This window comes from Enterobacter cloacae (assembly GCF_013375935.1).
Lineage (GTDB): Bacteria > Pseudomonadota > Gammaproteobacteria > Enterobacterales > Enterobacteriaceae > Enterobacter > Enterobacter pasteurii.
Map to the genome: position 1 here is coordinate 3206080 of NZ_CP056117.1, position 14861 is coordinate 3220940.

The 14861-nt window shown below is 57.3% G+C and carries 15 protein-coding genes, 2 pseudogenes and 1 other annotated feature; of the genes and pseudogenes, 4 read left to right on the forward strand and 13 right to left on the reverse strand.

Annotation, left to right across the window (positions count from 1 at the left end):
- Positions 1-3: 3 nt before the first annotated feature.
- Both HWQ14_RS15035 and HWQ14_RS23290 read right to left on the reverse strand, forming a co-directional pair.
- Positions 4-747 carry a YciC family protein gene (locus HWQ14_RS15035; RefSeq protein ID WP_176610150.1) on the reverse strand — a complete coding sequence of 248 codons (744 nt, stop codon included), beginning with the start codon at positions 745-747 and terminating at the stop codon, positions 4-6.
- A 25-nt stretch (positions 748-772) separates the two neighbouring features.
- A pseudogene (locus tag HWQ14_RS23290) lies at positions 773-865 on the reverse strand (YkgJ family cysteine cluster protein); the annotation flags it as partial.
- Between the two features lie 168 nt (positions 866-1033).
- On the opposite strand from HWQ14_RS23290, the gene ompW reads away from it, so the two are divergent.
- Positions 1034-1666, forward strand: coding sequence for an outer membrane protein OmpW (gene ompW / locus HWQ14_RS15040; protein ID WP_148419651.1), 633 nt, complete (start codon positions 1034-1036; stop codon positions 1664-1666).
- A gap of 41 nt (positions 1667-1707) precedes the next feature.
- On the opposite strand, the gene HWQ14_RS15045 is transcribed toward ompW, so the two are convergent.
- The 9 genes from HWQ14_RS15045 to trpL form a co-directional block, all read right to left on the reverse strand.
- Positions 1708-2046 carry a hypothetical protein gene (locus HWQ14_RS15045; protein WP_176610151.1) on the reverse strand — a complete coding sequence of 113 codons (339 nt, stop codon included), beginning with the start codon at positions 2044-2046 and terminating at the stop codon, positions 1708-1710.
- Positions 2047-2463: 417 nt separating this feature from the next.
- The gene (gene yedF, locus HWQ14_RS15050; protein ID WP_148419653.1) at positions 2464-2697 is read right to left on the reverse strand and encodes a sulfurtransferase-like selenium metabolism protein YedF; all 234 of its coding nucleotides are present in this window, start codon (positions 2695-2697) and stop codon (positions 2464-2466) included.
- Positions 2694-3905, reverse strand: a complete 1212-nt coding sequence (yedE, locus tag HWQ14_RS15055; protein ID WP_148419654.1) for a selenium metabolism membrane protein YedE/FdhT — start codon at positions 3903-3905, stop codon at positions 2694-2696. Before yedE ends, yedF begins: the two co-directional genes overlap by 4 nt.
- A 176-nt stretch (positions 3906-4081) precedes the next feature.
- Positions 4082-4891, reverse strand: a complete 810-nt coding sequence (trpA, locus tag HWQ14_RS15060) for a tryptophan synthase subunit alpha (RefSeq protein WP_176610152.1) — start codon at positions 4889-4891, stop codon at positions 4082-4084.
- Positions 4891-6084, reverse strand: a complete 1194-nt coding sequence (gene trpB / locus HWQ14_RS15065) for a tryptophan synthase subunit beta (RefSeq protein ID WP_176610153.1) — start codon at positions 6082-6084, stop codon at positions 4891-4893. Before trpB ends, trpA begins: the two co-directional genes overlap by 1 nt.
- 10 nt (positions 6085-6094) lie before the next feature.
- On the reverse strand, positions 6095-7453 hold the full coding sequence (gene trpCF, locus HWQ14_RS15070; RefSeq protein ID WP_176610154.1) for a bifunctional indole-3-glycerol-phosphate synthase TrpC/phosphoribosylanthranilate isomerase TrpF: 1359 nt from the start codon (positions 7451-7453) through the stop codon (positions 6095-6097).
- A 3-nt stretch (positions 7454-7456) separates the two neighbouring features.
- On the reverse strand, positions 7457-9052 hold the full coding sequence (trpD, locus tag HWQ14_RS15075; protein WP_176610155.1) for a bifunctional anthranilate synthase glutamate amidotransferase component TrpG/anthranilate phosphoribosyltransferase TrpD: 1596 nt from the start codon (positions 9050-9052) through the stop codon (positions 7457-7459).
- On the reverse strand, positions 9052-10614 hold the full coding sequence (locus HWQ14_RS15080) for an anthranilate synthase component 1 (RefSeq protein WP_176610156.1): 1563 nt from the start codon (positions 10612-10614) through the stop codon (positions 9052-9054). Before HWQ14_RS15080 ends, trpD begins: the two co-directional genes overlap by 1 nt.
- Before the next feature lie 23 nt (positions 10615-10637).
- Positions 10638-10732: a sequence feature (Trp leader region), on the reverse strand.
- Positions 10709-10753: a trp operon leader peptide gene (gene trpL, locus HWQ14_RS23505; RefSeq protein WP_148419835.1), complete on the reverse strand. Its 45-nt coding sequence runs from the start codon at positions 10751-10753 to the stop codon at positions 10709-10711. Its footprint overlaps the feature before it by 24 nt.
- 127 nt (positions 10754-10880) lie before the next feature.
- On the opposite strand from trpL, the gene rnm reads away from it, so the two are divergent.
- From rnm to rluB, 3 genes and pseudogenes are all read left to right on the forward strand, one after another.
- Positions 10881-11774, forward strand: coding sequence for an RNase RNM (gene rnm, locus HWQ14_RS15090; protein ID WP_148419660.1), 894 nt, complete (start codon positions 10881-10883; stop codon positions 11772-11774).
- Positions 11771-12390, forward strand: a pseudogene (locus tag HWQ14_RS15095) (L-threonylcarbamoyladenylate synthase). Before rnm ends, HWQ14_RS15095 begins: the two are co-directional and overlap by 4 nt.
- Positions 12391-12487: 97 nt before the next feature.
- A complete protein-coding gene (gene rluB, locus HWQ14_RS15100; RefSeq protein WP_148419661.1) occupies positions 12488-13366 on the forward strand; it encodes a 23S rRNA pseudouridine(2605) synthase RluB in 879 nt (292 codons plus the stop codon).
- A 35-nt stretch (positions 13367-13401) separates the two neighbouring features.
- On the opposite strand, the gene cobO is transcribed toward rluB, so the two are convergent.
- Positions 13402-13992 (reverse strand): cob(I)yrinic acid a,c-diamide adenosyltransferase, encoded by a 591-nt coding sequence (gene cobO, locus HWQ14_RS15105; protein ID WP_176610157.1) that lies wholly within the window; start codon positions 13990-13992, stop codon positions 13402-13404.
- A complete protein-coding gene (locus HWQ14_RS15110; RefSeq protein WP_176610158.1) occupies positions 13989-14750 on the reverse strand; it encodes a YciK family oxidoreductase in 762 nt (253 codons plus the stop codon). The genes cobO and HWQ14_RS15110 overlap by 4 nt, the downstream gene beginning before the upstream one ends.
- Between the last annotated feature and the right edge of the window lie 111 nt (positions 14751-14861).

Consider the following 14861-nt stretch of genomic DNA (forward strand, 5'->3'; position numbering starts at 1 on the left):
CGGTTACTGACGAATTAACATATACAGGCGGAACAAATAGACCAGCAGCACGGCTGAAATCAGGTTGCTCAGCGTATTGGCGACAACCGCACCGACGTTGGGCGTTAATACCGCAAAGTTCGGCGCAAACAGCAATAACAGCGTTTTGGCAAGCAGCCAGCTGATAACGGCCGGGGCGACCAGACGCATGTTCGCCCACGCGAGCTTAATGCTGCTGCGCATCGCCGTGAAGATCCCCATTTTGTCCTGCACAACCATAACCGGCGCGAATGAAAGCACAATCGCCAGCAGGACGCCCGGTACGACAACCAGCATGATCCCCATCTGCACCAGGAGCGTGGTCAGGAAGATCAGGATAAGCAGCTTCGGCAGCACGGGTGCGCTGGCACCGATGGCGCGCAACGCGCTAACGCGGTGTCCGGCCGAAACGAGCTGGATCATCAGCAGCACGCCACCTGCCAAAATCGCATTCCCAATTAACCCGGAGAACGTCGATGCCGCGGAGGCGCGCAGCAGGATTTGCTGTTGCTCCGGCGTCATATTCTGCACAAGGTCAAACAAGCCTGCGCTGCCTGCAAGATGATCCCCCTGGCTCAGCGTAGCAATCTGTTCTTCACTGGGTGAGAACGCATGACCCAGAACCACCGTAATAAAGGCGCACAACAGCGCGATCAGTAAAAACGTAACGAACTGATTGCGGAAAAAATTTCCCGTGTCACGGTAGACAGACTTCGCCGTGATAGACATGCACTCTCCTTGAGTATTGCAGGTGTTAATTAGCCGGCAATTGTACACCGGATATCACGCGGGTGGCAGCCTCAAGGCTTGTATGGAAAAGCATATCTTTGTAAAGCAGCGGTAATCCCGTCTTGCCGGGCTATATCAAGACAGGCGCTAACATGATGTTGGTAAAAATTAATCTGGATCAATAAATGTTAAGTTACTGGTTTTAATGTGATCTGTGTTAGATCACTTATTACTTATTTGTAGGTATATTCTCCATCGCTATTAAAACCACAACGATGGAGCGGATATGAAAAAAGTAGCGGTGGCAGCCCTTGTATTAAGCAGTCTCTCTGGTGGCGCGTACGCGCATGAAGCGGGTGAATTCTTTATCCGTGCCGGCTCGGCAACGGTTCGTCCAACGGAAGGTTCAGACAGCGTACTGGGAATGGGCGGTTTTAACGTCAGCAACAATACCCAGTTAGGCTTAACGTTCACCTATATGGCAACGGATAACGTTGGCGTCGAGCTGTTGGCCGCAACGCCATTCCGTCACCGCGTCGGTTTAGGACCGACCGGAGACATTGCCACGGTGCATCATTTACCGCCAACGCTGATGGCGCAGTGGTACTTCGGTGACTCCAGCAGCAAGGTGCGTCCGTATATTGGCGCCGGTGTGAACTATACGACCTTCTTTGACGAGAAATTTAACGATACCGGGAAAGCGGCCGGGCTGACCGATCTTAGCCTGAAGGACTCCTGGGGCGTGGCGGGGCAGGTGGGGCTGGATTACCTCATCAACCGCGACTGGCTAATCAACGCCTCCGTCTGGTACATGGATATTGATACCGACGTGCGTTTCAAAGCAGGGGGGGAGCAGCAGAGTATCAGCACCCGTCTGGATCCGTGGGTGTTTATGTTCTCTGCGGGATATCGTTTCTGATCGTTCAAAAAACTGGCCGCACGGCGGCCAGTCATACCGGCTTAAAAAGAAGGGTAAACAGGCCGTTCATCCAGCTTTGCGCAATACCTGAGCCTCGATTCGCCATCATACAGGTAGCTGAACGTATCGCGTGAGATGGAGTGGAACAGAATATCGCCGTTCGCAAAGGGAACAATTTCAGTATCGCCGGATCGCTTATGACCCGCGCCGGTTTCAAAATTCCCTGACCATTTTTCCTGCGTGTGGTCATAAACGTGCAGGATGATTTCTACCGGCCCTCTTTCTGGACAATTTAGCCGCAAAACCGTTGACGAAAAATTTAAAGATAACGCGTGAAAAGAGATAAAAAAGAGCAACAATCCAGAAAATCTTACCAACATCAATCCATCAAAACCTTATTCAACCAGGCTTAAGATTTTACTTAAGTAAAGATTTTTCCTGTTGCCATGGATCAATAAGAGTTAACTTTCAACAACCTGTCGTTTCATCACGCCCATAGGTTCGGACCGTAAGACGATATATCCCTGCAAGGGGGATAATTACTGTATGGTGGTTATTCCATACACCTGGCTGGAGGGGATATCCCCAACATCAAATTTGAGTGTCCGGTTTGTGCAGGTAAACAGTTTTACTTTACCACCTTTAGTGCAGCACACAACCAACCTCACGGTGCGCTTTGTTCAGCTTGCGGAACACGACTCACCACACATTCATGCCTCCCAAAGCTTAAAAGGCGGCGGTGGCCAAAGCCAGTAAGCTAAAAAAAGGCCTCCTGGAGGCCTTTTTAGATCGGAATATTACTTCTGAATTAAATACCGTATCGTTGGCCCATCCTGCTGGATATCCAGCACCGTGTAGCCGTGGTTTTTGGCATCAAGCGGAATAGAGTTGATGGACTGCGGGCAGTCGCTCACGACCTCCAGGATTTCTCCTTTGTTTAACTGTGGCAGGGCTTCAAGCGTGGCGACGGCGGGATAAGGGCAGGGTTCACCTACCATATCGAGGCGATAGTCCGGAACGATCTCTTTCATGCTGCATTCTCCCGAGTTTTCGTTGTAGCTGAGGCGCGGCGGAAGAAGCGCTTCTCCTGCGCGATAACCAGCAAGAAGGCGATTAACAGCAGGCCGTACGTTACCAGCAGTCCGCCGAGCGGGCCAAAGGCGTTCAGCAGGTTGACCTTATCCCAGTTCGTTGCAAGCACCGGAGAAACGTCATCCCAGCAGTACGCCAGAATGGTTGAGCCAATCACGTTACCCAGACCTACCCACCAGTAGTGTACCTGGCCTTCCACGGCGCGGTACATCCAGCCGGTCTCACATCCGCCTGCCAGCACGATGCCAAAACCAAACAGCAGGCCGCCAATGACGGCATTCGGGCCCGCCCACATGATTTTCGGCTCGACGCCGAGCTGCACGTAGCTAAAGATGCCGATAGCGCTGACTGCCATACCGGCTACGATCGCCTTCGCCATCATCGTGCGCCCGGTGATCCACATATCGCGAAACGCGGACGTAAAGCAGATCTGCGCGCGTTCAATCAGCAGACCAAACCCAACGCCGAACAGCATCGCCAGGCCGAGCTTAGGCTGATTCATCGCAGTGCAAAACGCCCAGGCAATCATGGCGAAAAAGACCAGCATACCGAGACGGAAGCGGCGCCGCGCCTGGTCAGGCTTCTGCGTTAACGGCGAGGCCGCGCTGACTTTGGTCATTTTCACCGGAATGCGGAACAGCGGCAGCAGGGTGAATTTTGCACCAAAGTAAGAGCCGATGGCGGTGGCAACGGCAAAGAACCAGGCATGCAGCGAAAACTGCGGGATACCGGTGAAGAACGCGGCAAGGTTACAGCCCATTGCCAGGCGCGCGCCAAAGCCGGCAATAATGCCGCCGACCACCGCCTGCATGATGCGAATGCGGCTTTTTGGCATCCGCAGCTTAACGTTGTTCGCCCACAGCGCGGCGGCAAAACAGCCGCCGAACATACCGACGATCATCATTCCGTCGATACGGGTCAGCGGTGTGCCTTCCAGATGAATGAGTTTAAAGTAGCCCCACTCTTCGGCGTGTACGCCTGCCAGCTGAAGGAGCTGTCCGCCCCAGCGGGTAAATTCGCCCGTGACGGCCCAGAAGGTGCCGGTAATACCGAAATAATAAGTAGAGAGAATGCCTGCCGCGATGACGGCCGGAACAGGTGACCAGAACTTAACCAGGTAAGTCTGTTTGAAGTAATGCCATGACATGAATAACCTCTGAACTCAGAAGGATAACGCTAAAAAGAGCCCAGATCATACGCTTACGTAAACGTTTGAAAAGCTATTCACGCCGAAAATATCGACGCGATCAATTTTGACCCGACACGCTGAAGGCCATTTCGGAAAGAAGACCGCCCGGCAGCGAGGCCAGACGGTCAGGACGGTCAGGCGCTGCGCGTTGCCGCTTTCATGGCGGTGACGAACGCTTTCAGCTCAGCCAGCATCTGCGCGGGCTTATCTACGTTTTTCTCGATGATTTTCACGATAGCCGAACCGGAAATCGCGCCAGCCGCCTTCGCCTCAATCGCTGCGGTAACCTGGTCCGGGGAGGAGATCCCGAAGCCCTGAAGCGGCGGCGCAGCGTGGTATTCCGCCAGCTTTTCCACCAGATGGTGCAGCGGCAGCGCGGCTTTGTTCTCCGCGCCGGTAACGCCCGCACGGGAGAGCAGGTAGGTATAGCCGCGTCCGTACGAGGCAATCTGGCGCAGCAGTGCGTCATCGGCGTTCGGCGGGCAGATGAAGATTGGCGCGACGTTGTGGCGCATCGCCGCCTGGCGGAACGGCGCAGATTCCTCCACCGGCACGTCTGCGACCAGCACGGAATCAACGCCAACGCGGGCGCACTCGGCGTAAAACTCGTCAATACCGCGGCTGAAGACCAGGTTAGCGTACATCAGCAGGCCGATCGGAATGGTCGGATGCTTCTGTCGAACTGCCGCCAGCATCTCGAAGCACTGGGTCGGCGTGACGCCCGCAGCAAAGGCGCGCAGGGTGGCGTTCTGGATGGTCGGGCCATCCGCCAGCGGATCCGAGAACGGGATGCCCAGTTCAAGAGCGTCGGCACCGGCTTCAATCAGGGTGTCGATGATTTTCAGCGACTGCTCCGGACCGGGGTCGCCCAGCGTAACGAAGGGAACGAACGCGCCTTCCTGGCGGGCTTTCAGCTGTGCAAATGCGTTGTCGTAGCGTTCCATCAAATTTCCCCTCGTGCTTTCAGAATATCGTGAACGGTAAAGATATCTTTATCCCCGCGACCGGAAAGGTTAACCACCAATAGCTGCTCTTTCTCCGGGTCCGCTTTCATCATTTTCAGCGCGTGTGCAAGCGCGTGTGAGGACTCCAGCGCCGGGATAATCCCTTCATTTCGGCACAGCGTTTTAAAGGCTTCCAGCGCTTCATCATCGGTGATAGAGACGTAATCCGCGCGGCCGGTGCTGTTGAGGAACGCGTGCTGCGGCCCAACGGACGGGAAATCAAGCCCGGCAGAAATTGAGTAAGACTCTTCAATCTGCCCTTCGTCGGTCTGCATCATCGGGGCCTTCATGCCGAAGTAGATCCCCACGCGACCGTGCTTCAGCGGCGCGCCGTGCTCGCCGGTTTCGATCCCGTGACCGGCTGGCTCTGCGCCAATCAGCCCAACGCTGGTCTCGTCGATAAAATCGGCAAACATGCCGATGGCGTTAGATCCACCGCCAACGCAGGCGATCACCGCATCCGGCAGGCGTCCCTCCTTCTCGAGGATCTGCGCTTTGGTCTCTTCGCCGATCATGCGCTGAAACTCTCGAACGATGGTTGGGAACGGATGCGGACCCGCCGCCGTGCCGAGCATGTAGTGCGCGGTTTCGTAGCTGCCGGACCAGTCGCGCAGCGCTTCGTTGCAGGCATCTTTCAGCGTGGCGGAACCGCTGTGCACCGGGATCACTTCCGCGCCCATCAGACGCATGCGGAACACGTTTGGAGACTGACGCTCAACGTCCTTTGCCCCCATATAGATGCGGCATTTCAGGCCGAGCAGGGCGCTGGCGAGCGCCGAGGCTACGCCGTGCTGGCCCGCACCGGTTTCGGCGATGATTTCGGTTTTGCCCATGCGCTTCGCGAGCAGCGCCTGGCCCAGCACCTGGTTAGTTTTGTGCGCCCCGCCGTGCAGCAGATCTTCGCGCTTGAGGTACAGCGTCGTCCGCGTACCTTCGGTCAGGTTACGGCATTTGGTCAGCGCCGTCGGGCGACCGGCGTAGTTTTTCAGCAGGTCGGTAAATTCAGCCTGAAACGCCGGATCTTTCTGCGCGCTTACGAAGGCTTCTTCCAGCTGGCGCAGGGCGGGCATCAGGATCTGCGGGACGTACATCCCACCGAATTCACCGAAATACGGGTTAAGTAATGTCGTCATCTTCTCTTCCTTAATATGCGCGCAGAGTTTTAAATACCGAGGCCAGCTTGCTGGCATCTTTTATACCCGGCTGGCTCTCTACGCCTGAATTGAAATCGAGGCCTGCGCAGCCGGTTTTAGCCGCTTCCACGCAGTTATCGGGGCTTAATCCACCTGCCAGCAGAACGTTGTCCAGCGCTTCGCCACGCAGCAGTGACCAGTCGAAACGCTGTCCGGTACCGCCCTGGCCGTTATCAAGCACGTATTTATCCACCTGGTTCAGGTTACGTGCGGGCAGCGTGGCTTCGACGCGTTGTGCTTTCCAGATTTGAATCTGAGGCGCGAGAACGGCTCGAAGCGCATCGATATACGCCTGGTCTTCATCGCCGTGAAGCTGAACCGCGCTCAGTTTTAGCGCTTCCGCTTTCGCCGCAACGTCGTTGATGTCCGCATTGCGGAACACGCCCACATAGCTGAGCGGGGCCGCCGCGATGACCTTACGCGCTTGTTCGTCACTGACAGCCCGCGGGGAGGAATCAACAAAGATCAGACCGCCGTAGATGGCGCCCGCTTCATACGCGGCCAGGGCATCCTGTTCACGGGTTAAGCCGCACACTTTGTTTTCGCCCAACAGCACGCGGCGCACGGCCGCATTCAGATCGTCGTGTTCCATCATTGCGGAGCCGATCAGGAAGCCGTTAGCAAAATGGCTGAGCTCGCGCACCTGAGCGTAGCTGTTTATGCCGGACTCGCTGATCACCGTTACTCCCGCGCCGAGGCGCGGTGCAAGCTCACGCGTGCGGTTAAGGTCAATCGAGAGATCGCGCAGGTCGCGGTTGTTAATGCCCACCACTTTGGCCTCCAGCGCGATGGCGCGCTCCAGCTCCTCCTCGTTGCTTACTTCGGTCAGCACGCCCATATTCAGGCTGTGCGCGACGGCGGCGAGCTGGCGATACTGTTCGTCATCAAGCACGGACAGCATCAGCAGGCAGGCATCGGCCTGGTAGAAGCGCGCCAGCCAGATCTGGTACGAGTCGATAATAAAGTCTTTGCACAGAATCGGCTGCGGCGCGATGCCGCTGACGACGGGCAGAAAATCAAAGCTGCCCTGAAAATATTTCTCATCCGTCAGCACGGAGATGGCGGACGCATGATGCTTGTAGATACCGGCAATACGCGCCGGGTCGAAATCGTCACGGATTACGCCCTTAGACGGAGACGCTTTTTTACACTCCAGAATGAACGCGGTGCGTGCGCCCTGGAGGGCATCATAGAAACGACGGCTGCTCGGAACGACGTCATTCTGGAAACCGGCCAGCGGCTGCTGCTGCTTGCGTGCTTCCACCCAGATGGCCTTATCGGCGACGATTTTCGCTAAAACGGTCTGCATTATTTACCCTCTTGCCGCAAGTGCGGTAACGCGATCGTAAGCTGCACCGGAGCGCAGTACGTCCAGAACTTTTTGGGCGTTGGCTTTCAGATCTTCCTCACCATGTAAACGCATCAGCATGGCAACGTTGGCAGCCACGGCGGCCTCGTGGGCGGCCTCACCTTTACCTTGTAATAAGCGTGTGAGAATGTCACGGTTTTCTTCAGGAGTACCGCCAGCCAGCGCCTCCTGACGGTATGGCGTTAAGCCAAAATCAGAAGCCTCAAGCTGATAGTTCAGCACTTCGCCGTTGTTCAGTTCGGCTACCAGCGTTGGCGCGTGCAGCGAAACTTCATCCATTCCGCCGCTGTGAACCACGGCGGCACGTTTGTAACCCAGCACGCGCAGGGTCTCGGCAATGGGCAGCACCAGTTCCGGGCTGTAAACGCCAATCAGCGCCAGCGGCGGGTGCGCCGGGTTAATGAGTGGGCCGAGCACGTTGAACAGCGTGCGGGTCTTAAGCTGCTGGCGAACCGGCATCGCGTGGCGGAAACCGGTGTGATACTTCGGCGCAAACAGGAAACAGACGCCCAGGTCATCCAGCGCTTCGCGTGAACGTTCGGCGTTCATGTCCAGGTTGATGCCGAACGCGGCCAGCAGATCGGACGATCCGGAACGGCTGGACACGCTGCGGTTACCGTGTTTCGCCACCTTCAGACCACAGGCCGCGGCTACAAAGGCGCTGGCGGTCGAAATATTAATGCTGTTGCTGCCGTCGCCACCGGTACCGACGATGTCGGCAAACTGATAGTCCGGGCGCGGGAACGGGGCCGCATTTTCCAGCAGGGCCGTTGCAGCACCGGCAATCTCCTGCGGGCTTTCGCCGCGCACCTTCATGCTCACCAGCGCGGCGGCCAGCTGTTCAGGCTTCAGCTCGCCGCGCACCACGGCAGAGAAAAGCTGGTGGCTTTCCTGCTGGCTCAGGGTCTGGGCCTGATACAGTTTTTCCAGAATCGGCTGCAGGGTGTTGGTCTGTTCCAGCTTCTGCAACGCCCAGTCGAGCGTTTGCTCCAGCAGGCGCGCACCGCCGGAGGTCAAAATTGATTCCGGGTGGAACTGCATTCCGCAGACGCGGTCCGCGTCGTGACGTACCGCCATTACCATTCCTTCAAACGAGGCGTTGATGGTCAGCCCGGCTGGAATGTTGCTGCCGACAAGCGAGTGGTAACGCGCCACCGGAAGCGGGTTCGGCAGCCCGGCAAACATCGCCTGGCCGTCATGTTCTATGCTGGAAGCTTTACCGTGCAGGATCTCGCCAGCCTGACCTACGTAGCCGCCGTAGGCTTCCACAATCGCCTGGTGGCCGAGACAGATACCGATAATCGGCAGCTTGCCGCGCATGCGGGTTAACAGCTCTGGCATACAGCCCGCTTCGCTCGGCGCGCCTGGCCCGGGAGAGAGCATCAGCACCGGGTTTTGCATGGTCGCCAGCCGGTCAATCAGCGTCTGGGCCGGAACGTGGTTGCGATAGATAACGACGTTGTGACCATTCGCACGCAGCTGATCTGCCAGGTTATAGGTAAAAGAGTCGATATTATCGAGCAGCAGAATGTCAGCCATCAGAAAATCTCCTGTGCATGGTGTGCGGTAGCGATGGCGCGCAGTACCGCGCGAGCCTTACTGCGGGTTTCGTCAGCCTCAGACTGCGGGACAGAATCAAGCACAATCCCGGCACCGGCCTGAACGGTGGCAACGCCGTCCTCAACGTAGGCGGAGCGGATCACGATGCAGGTATCCAGGTCGCCGTGTGCGGTGAAGTAGCCTACGGCGCCGCCGTAGCTGCCGCGACGGCGGCCCTCTGCTTCGGCGATAAGCTGCATCGCGCGAACTTTCGGCGCACCGCTCAGGGTGCCCATGTTCATGCAGGCGCGGTAGGCGTGCAGCACGTCGAGGTCGCTGCGCAGTTCGCCCACCACGCGGGATACCAGGTGCATCACGAAGGAGTAGCGGTCGACTTTGGTCAGGTCCGCCACGTAGCGGGTGCCCGGAGTGCAGATACGCGCCAGGTCGTTACGCGCCAGGTCGACCAGCATCAGGTGCTCGGACAGCTCTTTATGGTCGGTACGCATTTCCAGCTCAATGCGGCTGTCGAGATCGCGATCCAGCGAGCCATCGGCGCGACGGCCGCGTGGACGGGTTCCCGCGATCGGGTAGATCTCAATCTGGCGGCTGGTGGCGTCGTACTTCAGCGAGCTTTCCGGTGAGGCGCCAAACAGGGTGAAATCGTTGTCCTGCATAAAGAACATGTACGGGCTTGGGTTGCTCTTTTTCAGCACGTCGTAGGCGGCCAGCGGCGACGGGCAGGGCAGAGAGAAGCGGCGGGAAGGCACCACCTGGAAAATCTCCCCGGCGCGAATCGCCTTCTGCATCTGGCGAACCACGGCGCCGTACTGGTCGTCAGTCTGGTTTACCTCGCAGGTCATCTGTTCAATACGCTGTACCGGCAGCGCGGGCGGGGCCTCCGTCATCTGCTGTTGCAGTTGGGCGATGCGCTGTTGAAGGCGGCTTTTCTCAGACGCTGACGGCGTGAACAGGCTGGCCTGGATGCGGGTATATTTTTTCTGATGGTCGATTACCAGCAGGGTTTCAGCCAAATAGAAGCAGTAGTCCGGGCAGCGGTTGCCCTGCTCGGTTTCCGGCAACGCTTCAAAGCCGGCAACCAGGTCGTAAGCAAACAGCCCGCCGAAGAACATGGCTTCGCGCTCATCTTCCGGCACGGTGACCAGATTTTGCAGCAGGCGGAAGGCATCGAAAACGGACAGCGAGCAGAGGCGGGCATCTTCATCCAGCAGCTGGCTGACCGGTGGGAAATGGAGAATACGCATTTCCGGGTGATGCTCATTTTCAATGCCCGACGGCAGAGCCGCATCCAGCAGCGGCAGCAGCGACGCGCCGTTATCGGAAAGGGCCTTAACGGTGACAGTGTCACCAAACGCGGTAATGCGCAACGCGCTGTCCACCAGCAGCAGGCTTTTCAGATCGTCCTTGCTGTCGATATCGGCAGACTCCAGCAGCAGCGTCGCTGGGCGCGCACCGCAGACCTGGTGAAACAGGGCGGTCGGGTTGTGGCGATAGGCCGCCTCGCAGGTCAGCAATTCGAGGTGTGGTTTGGCTGTTTGCATGGTGTTGTTCTCATTTTCTGTTCAAAAAAAAGCCCGCTGGGTAGCGGGCTGGGTATCTGTTTGCATTTCGCAGACGCGTGACACTGCCCGATAGTCAGGAAGTGCGCCACCAACCGTGAAGAGTGAATTGTGCGGTCATTTTCAGATACCTTTCTCGTGTGAACTTGCGTACTAGTTAACTAGTTCGATGACGTGTTGTCAACCACTGATTTCAGTATTTTTCCGTTAGTCGGTATCATAGGGGCTTCGGATGTCTCCAACCTGTTATGGGAAGTGCTTTGAGCGATACCACCTACGCCATTATTTATGATTTACACAGCCATACTCAGGCCTCTGACGGCCTGCTGACACCCGAAGATCTGGTTCATCGCGCCGTAGAAATGCGCGTCGGCACGCTGGCGATAACCGATCACGACACGACAGACGCCATTCCTGCGGCGCGCGCCGAGATTGCCCGCAGCGGGCTGGCGCTCAATCTGGTGTCCGGCGTAGAGATTTCGACCGTCTGGGAAAACCACGAGATTCACATCGTTGGCCTTAACATCGATCCAGACCATCCGGCTATGCGGACGCTTTTGCAGGAACAAAAAGCGCGCCGCAATCATCGCGCGGAATTGATTGGCGAGCGGCTGGAGAAGGCGCATATTCCCGGTGCGCTGGAGGGTGCGCAAAAGCTGGCGAACGGCGGAGCGGTAACGCGCGGCCACTTTGCCCGTTTCCTGGTTGAGGCGGGGAAAGCAACAACCATGGCGGATGTCTTTAAAAAATATCTGGCGCGCGGGAAAACCGGATACGTTCCACCACAGTGGTGTACAATAAAACAAGCTATTGATGTGATTCATCATTCTGGCGGTAAGGCGGTGCTGGCCCATCCGGGGCGGTATAATCTTTCTGCTAAATGGCTGAAAAGGCTGCTGGCGCACTTTGCCGAATGCGGTGGTGAGGCGATGGAAGTTGCCCAGTGTCAGCAGGCACCCAATGAGCGCTCACAGCTCGCGACCTACGCCCGCCAGTTTGGCTTGCTTGGATCACAGGGTTCAGATTTTCATCAGCCCTGCGCGTGGATCGAACTGGGGCGTAAGCTCTGGTTGCCCGCCGGCGTTGAGCCGGTCTGGCAGCTCTGGGAACAGCCGCAGCAAATTGAAGAGAGGGAAGTATGAGTCAGTTTTTCTATATTCATCCGGATAACCCCAGCCGCGTCTGATTAATCAGGCCGTGGAGATCGTCCGCAAGGGCGGCGTGATTGTCTATCCAACCGATTCTGGCTACGCGCTGGGCTGTAAAATTGAAGATAAAGGGGCGATGGAGCGTATCTGCCGCATTCGTCAGCTGCCGGACGGGCACAACTTTACCCTGATGTGTCGCGATCTCTCCGAGCTGTCGACCTACGCCTACGTCGACAACGTGGCGTTTCGTCTGATCAAAAACAACACGCCAGGTAACTACACCTTTATCCTGAAGGGGACGAAGGAGGTGCCGCGGCGTCTGCTGCAGGAAAAGCGCAAGACCATCGGGATGCGCGTGCCGTCTAACCCGATTGCCCAGGCGCTGCTGGAAACCCTCGGCGAGCCGATGCTCTCCACCTCGCTGATGCTGCCGGGAAGTGAGTTCACCGAATCCGACCCGGAAGAGATTAAAGATCGTCTGGAAAAGGTGGTAGAGCTGATTATTCACGGCGGTTATCTCGGCCAGCAGCCGACCACCGTGGTGGATCTCACCGAAGATGCGCCAGAGGTGATTCGTGAAGGCGCAGGTGACGTTAAGCCTTTCTTGTAAGGGTGTAAGCAGATATACTACGCGGCCATCAAAGCAGGGCGCTGCTCTGTTTTTGACCTGATTCGACGCCTGTGAAGGCGACACCTGAGGAAGCTCAATGAGCGAGAAGTTACAGAAAGTGCTGGCGCGCGCCGGCCACGGTTCACGCCGTGAAATCGAAGCCATTATTGAAGCCGGTCGCGTGAGCGTGGACGGCAAAATTGCCACGCTGGGTGACCGCGTTGAAATCGTACCGGGGCTCAAGATCCGCATCGACGGCCATCTTATCTCCGTTAAAGAATCCGCTGAGCAGATCTGCCGCGTGCTGGCTTACTACAAGCCGGAAGGCGAGCTGTGTACCCGCAACGACCCGGAAGGTCGCCCGACGGTCTTTGACCGTCTGCCTAAGCTGCGCGGCGCTCGCTGGATTGCCGTAGGGCGTCTGGACGTTAACACCTGCGGCCTGCTGCTGTTCACTACCGATGGTGAACTGGCAAACCGTCTGATGCATCCAAGCCGTGAGGTGGAGCGTGAATACGCAGTACGCGTATTCGGCCAGGTTGACGAGAACAAACTGCGCGACCTGTCGCGCGGCGTGCAGCTTGAAGATGGCCCAGCGGCGTTCAAGACCATCAAATTTACCGGTGGTGAAGGCATTAACCAGTGGTACAACGTTACACTGACCGAGGGGCGTAACCGCGAGGTTCGTCGCCTGTGGGAAGCGGTAGGTGTGCAGGTAAGCCGCCTGATCCGCGTTCGCTATGGCGACATTCTGCTGCCTAAAGGCTTGCCTCGCGGCGGCTATACCGAGCTGGATCTGACGCAAACTAACTACCTGCGCGATCTGGTTGGACTGACGCCAGAAACCACGTCTAAGGTGGCGGTTGAAAAAGATCGTCGTCGCATGAAGGCAAATCAGATTCGCCGTGCGGTGAAGCGTCACAGCCAGGTAAGCAGCAATCGCCGCTCTGGCAGCCGTAATAATAACAACGGTTAATCGAAAAGCCCGGTGAACATACCGGGCTTTTTTCTTTAATAATCAATCCCGATTTGCGCTTTGATACCCGCATCGAACGCATGTTTAACCGGACGCAGCTCGCTGACGGTATCTGCAAGCTCCAGAATATCCCGATGGCACCCGCGCCCCGTAACGATCGCCGTCTGATGCGCCGGGCGATTCTTGAGCGCCTCCAGCACGTCCTGTAGCGGCAGGTAGTCATAGGCCACCATATAGGTGATCTCATCCAGCAGCACCATATTCAGCGTCGGGTCGGAAAGCATTCTTTTGGCGTGCTCCCAGACGGCGAGGCAGGCGGCGGTATCCGTTTCCTGGTTCTGGGTGTCCCAGGTAAAGCCGGTCGCCATGACCTGGAACTCGACGCCGTGCGGTTCGAGCAGATTACGTTCACCGTTGGGCCATTCGCCCTTGATAAACTGGATCACGCCTACCTTCTGGCCGTGCCCGACCGCGCGGGCAGCGGTGCCAAATGCGGCGGTGGTTTTTCCTTTGCCGTTACCGGTAAAGACGATGACGATCCCGCGCTCATCCTGTGCGGCCGCCACGCGCGCGTCGACCTGTTCTTTCAGGCGCTGCTGGCGCTGCTGGTGACGTTCTTTACTCATTGCGAAATCCCCGGCTTACGGCCCGGCTGGGCATCAAAGGTCATTCCGGTTTTGCGACGGCTGTCGTCGCCCATCAGCCAAAGATAGAGCGGCATGATATCGGCCGGGGTTTTGAGCTTCTGCGGATCTTCGGTCGGGAACGCGCTGGCGCGCATTTTAGTGCGCGTACCGCCTGGGTTGATACAGTTCACCCGCAGGTGGCGGCTTTGATACTCCTCCGCCAGCACCTGCATCATCCCTTCAGTAGCAAATTTAGAGACAGCGTATGCCCCCCAGTTCGCGCGGCCCTGACGACCCACGCTGGAGGAGGTGAAGACCAGCGAGCCGGAATCTGAGTTAAGTAATAAAGGAAGCAATGCCTGAGTCAGGAAAAACGTTCCGTTGACGTTAACCTGCATCACCTGCTGCCACACCTCGGGATCCTGCTCATCCATCGGACGCACTTCACCGAGTAATCCCGCGTTATGCAGGACGCCGTCCAGGCGCGGGTAGTGGGCGCCGATGCGCCGGGCAAGCGCCTGGCATGACGCTGGCGTACAGGTCAGCAGATCCAGGGTATACCAGGGCGTGGGCGTCCCGCTGGCGTCTTCAATTTCCCGCGCGACGGACTTGAGCTTTTCTTCATTGCGTCCGAGCAGAATAAGGCTGGCACCGTATTCGGAGTAGGTCAGGGCAGCTTCGCGACCAATCCCGTCGCTGGCACCGGTAACCAGAATGATACGGTTCTCTAGAAGGTTTTTTTGTGGCTGATAATGCACGGTGACTCCTCAGGTGCAACGGGCGGGACCTGCACCTTTATTTATGACTTTTCGGCTTTATGCCCGAAACAGCGTCAGAATTCAATCAGTCTACCGGACAGAACGCTTGGA

Bases quoted from the DNA above. Each gene is read 5' to 3' on its own strand.
- yedF (WP_148419653.1), bottom strand. From the start codon at position 2,697: ATGAAAGAGATCGTTCCGGACTATCGCCTCGATATGGTAGGTGAACCC.
- ompW (WP_148419651.1), top strand. From the start codon at position 1,034: ATGAAAAAAGTAGCGGTGGCAGCCCTTGTATTAAGCAGTCTCTCTGGT.
- rnm (WP_148419660.1), top strand. From the start codon at position 10,881: ATGGGAAGTGCTTTGAGCGATACCACCTACGCCATTATTTATGATTTA.
- rluB (WP_148419661.1), top strand. From the start codon at position 12,488: ATGAGCGAGAAGTTACAGAAAGTGCTGGCGCGCGCCGGCCACGGTTCA.
- HWQ14_RS15080 (WP_176610156.1), bottom strand. From the start codon at position 10,614: ATGCAAACAGCCAAACCACACCTCGAATTGCTGACCTGCGAGGCGGCC.
- trpA (WP_176610152.1), bottom strand. From the start codon at position 4,891: ATGGAACGCTACGACAACGCATTTGCACAGCTGAAAGCCCGCCAGGAA.
- trpCF (WP_176610154.1), bottom strand. From the start codon at position 7,453: ATGCAGACCGTTTTAGCGAAAATCGTCGCCGATAAGGCCATCTGGGTG.
- HWQ14_RS15045 (WP_176610151.1), bottom strand. From the start codon at position 2,046: ATGTTGGTAAGATTTTCTGGATTGTTGCTCTTTTTTATCTCTTTTCAC.
- trpB (WP_176610153.1), bottom strand. From the start codon at position 6,084: ATGACGACATTACTTAACCCGTATTTCGGTGAATTCGGTGGGATGTAC.
- HWQ14_RS15035 (WP_176610150.1), bottom strand. From the start codon at position 747: ATGTCTATCACGGCGAAGTCTGTCTACCGTGACACGGGAAATTTTTTC.
- yedE (WP_148419654.1), bottom strand. From the start codon at position 3,905: ATGTCATGGCATTACTTCAAACAGACTTACCTGGTTAAGTTCTGGTCA.
- cobO (WP_176610157.1), bottom strand. From the start codon at position 13,992: ATGAGTAAAGAACGTCACCAGCAGCGCCAGCAGCGCCTGAAAGAACAG.
- trpD (WP_176610155.1), bottom strand. From the start codon at position 9,052: ATGGCTGACATTCTGCTGCTCGATAATATCGACTCTTTTACCTATAAC.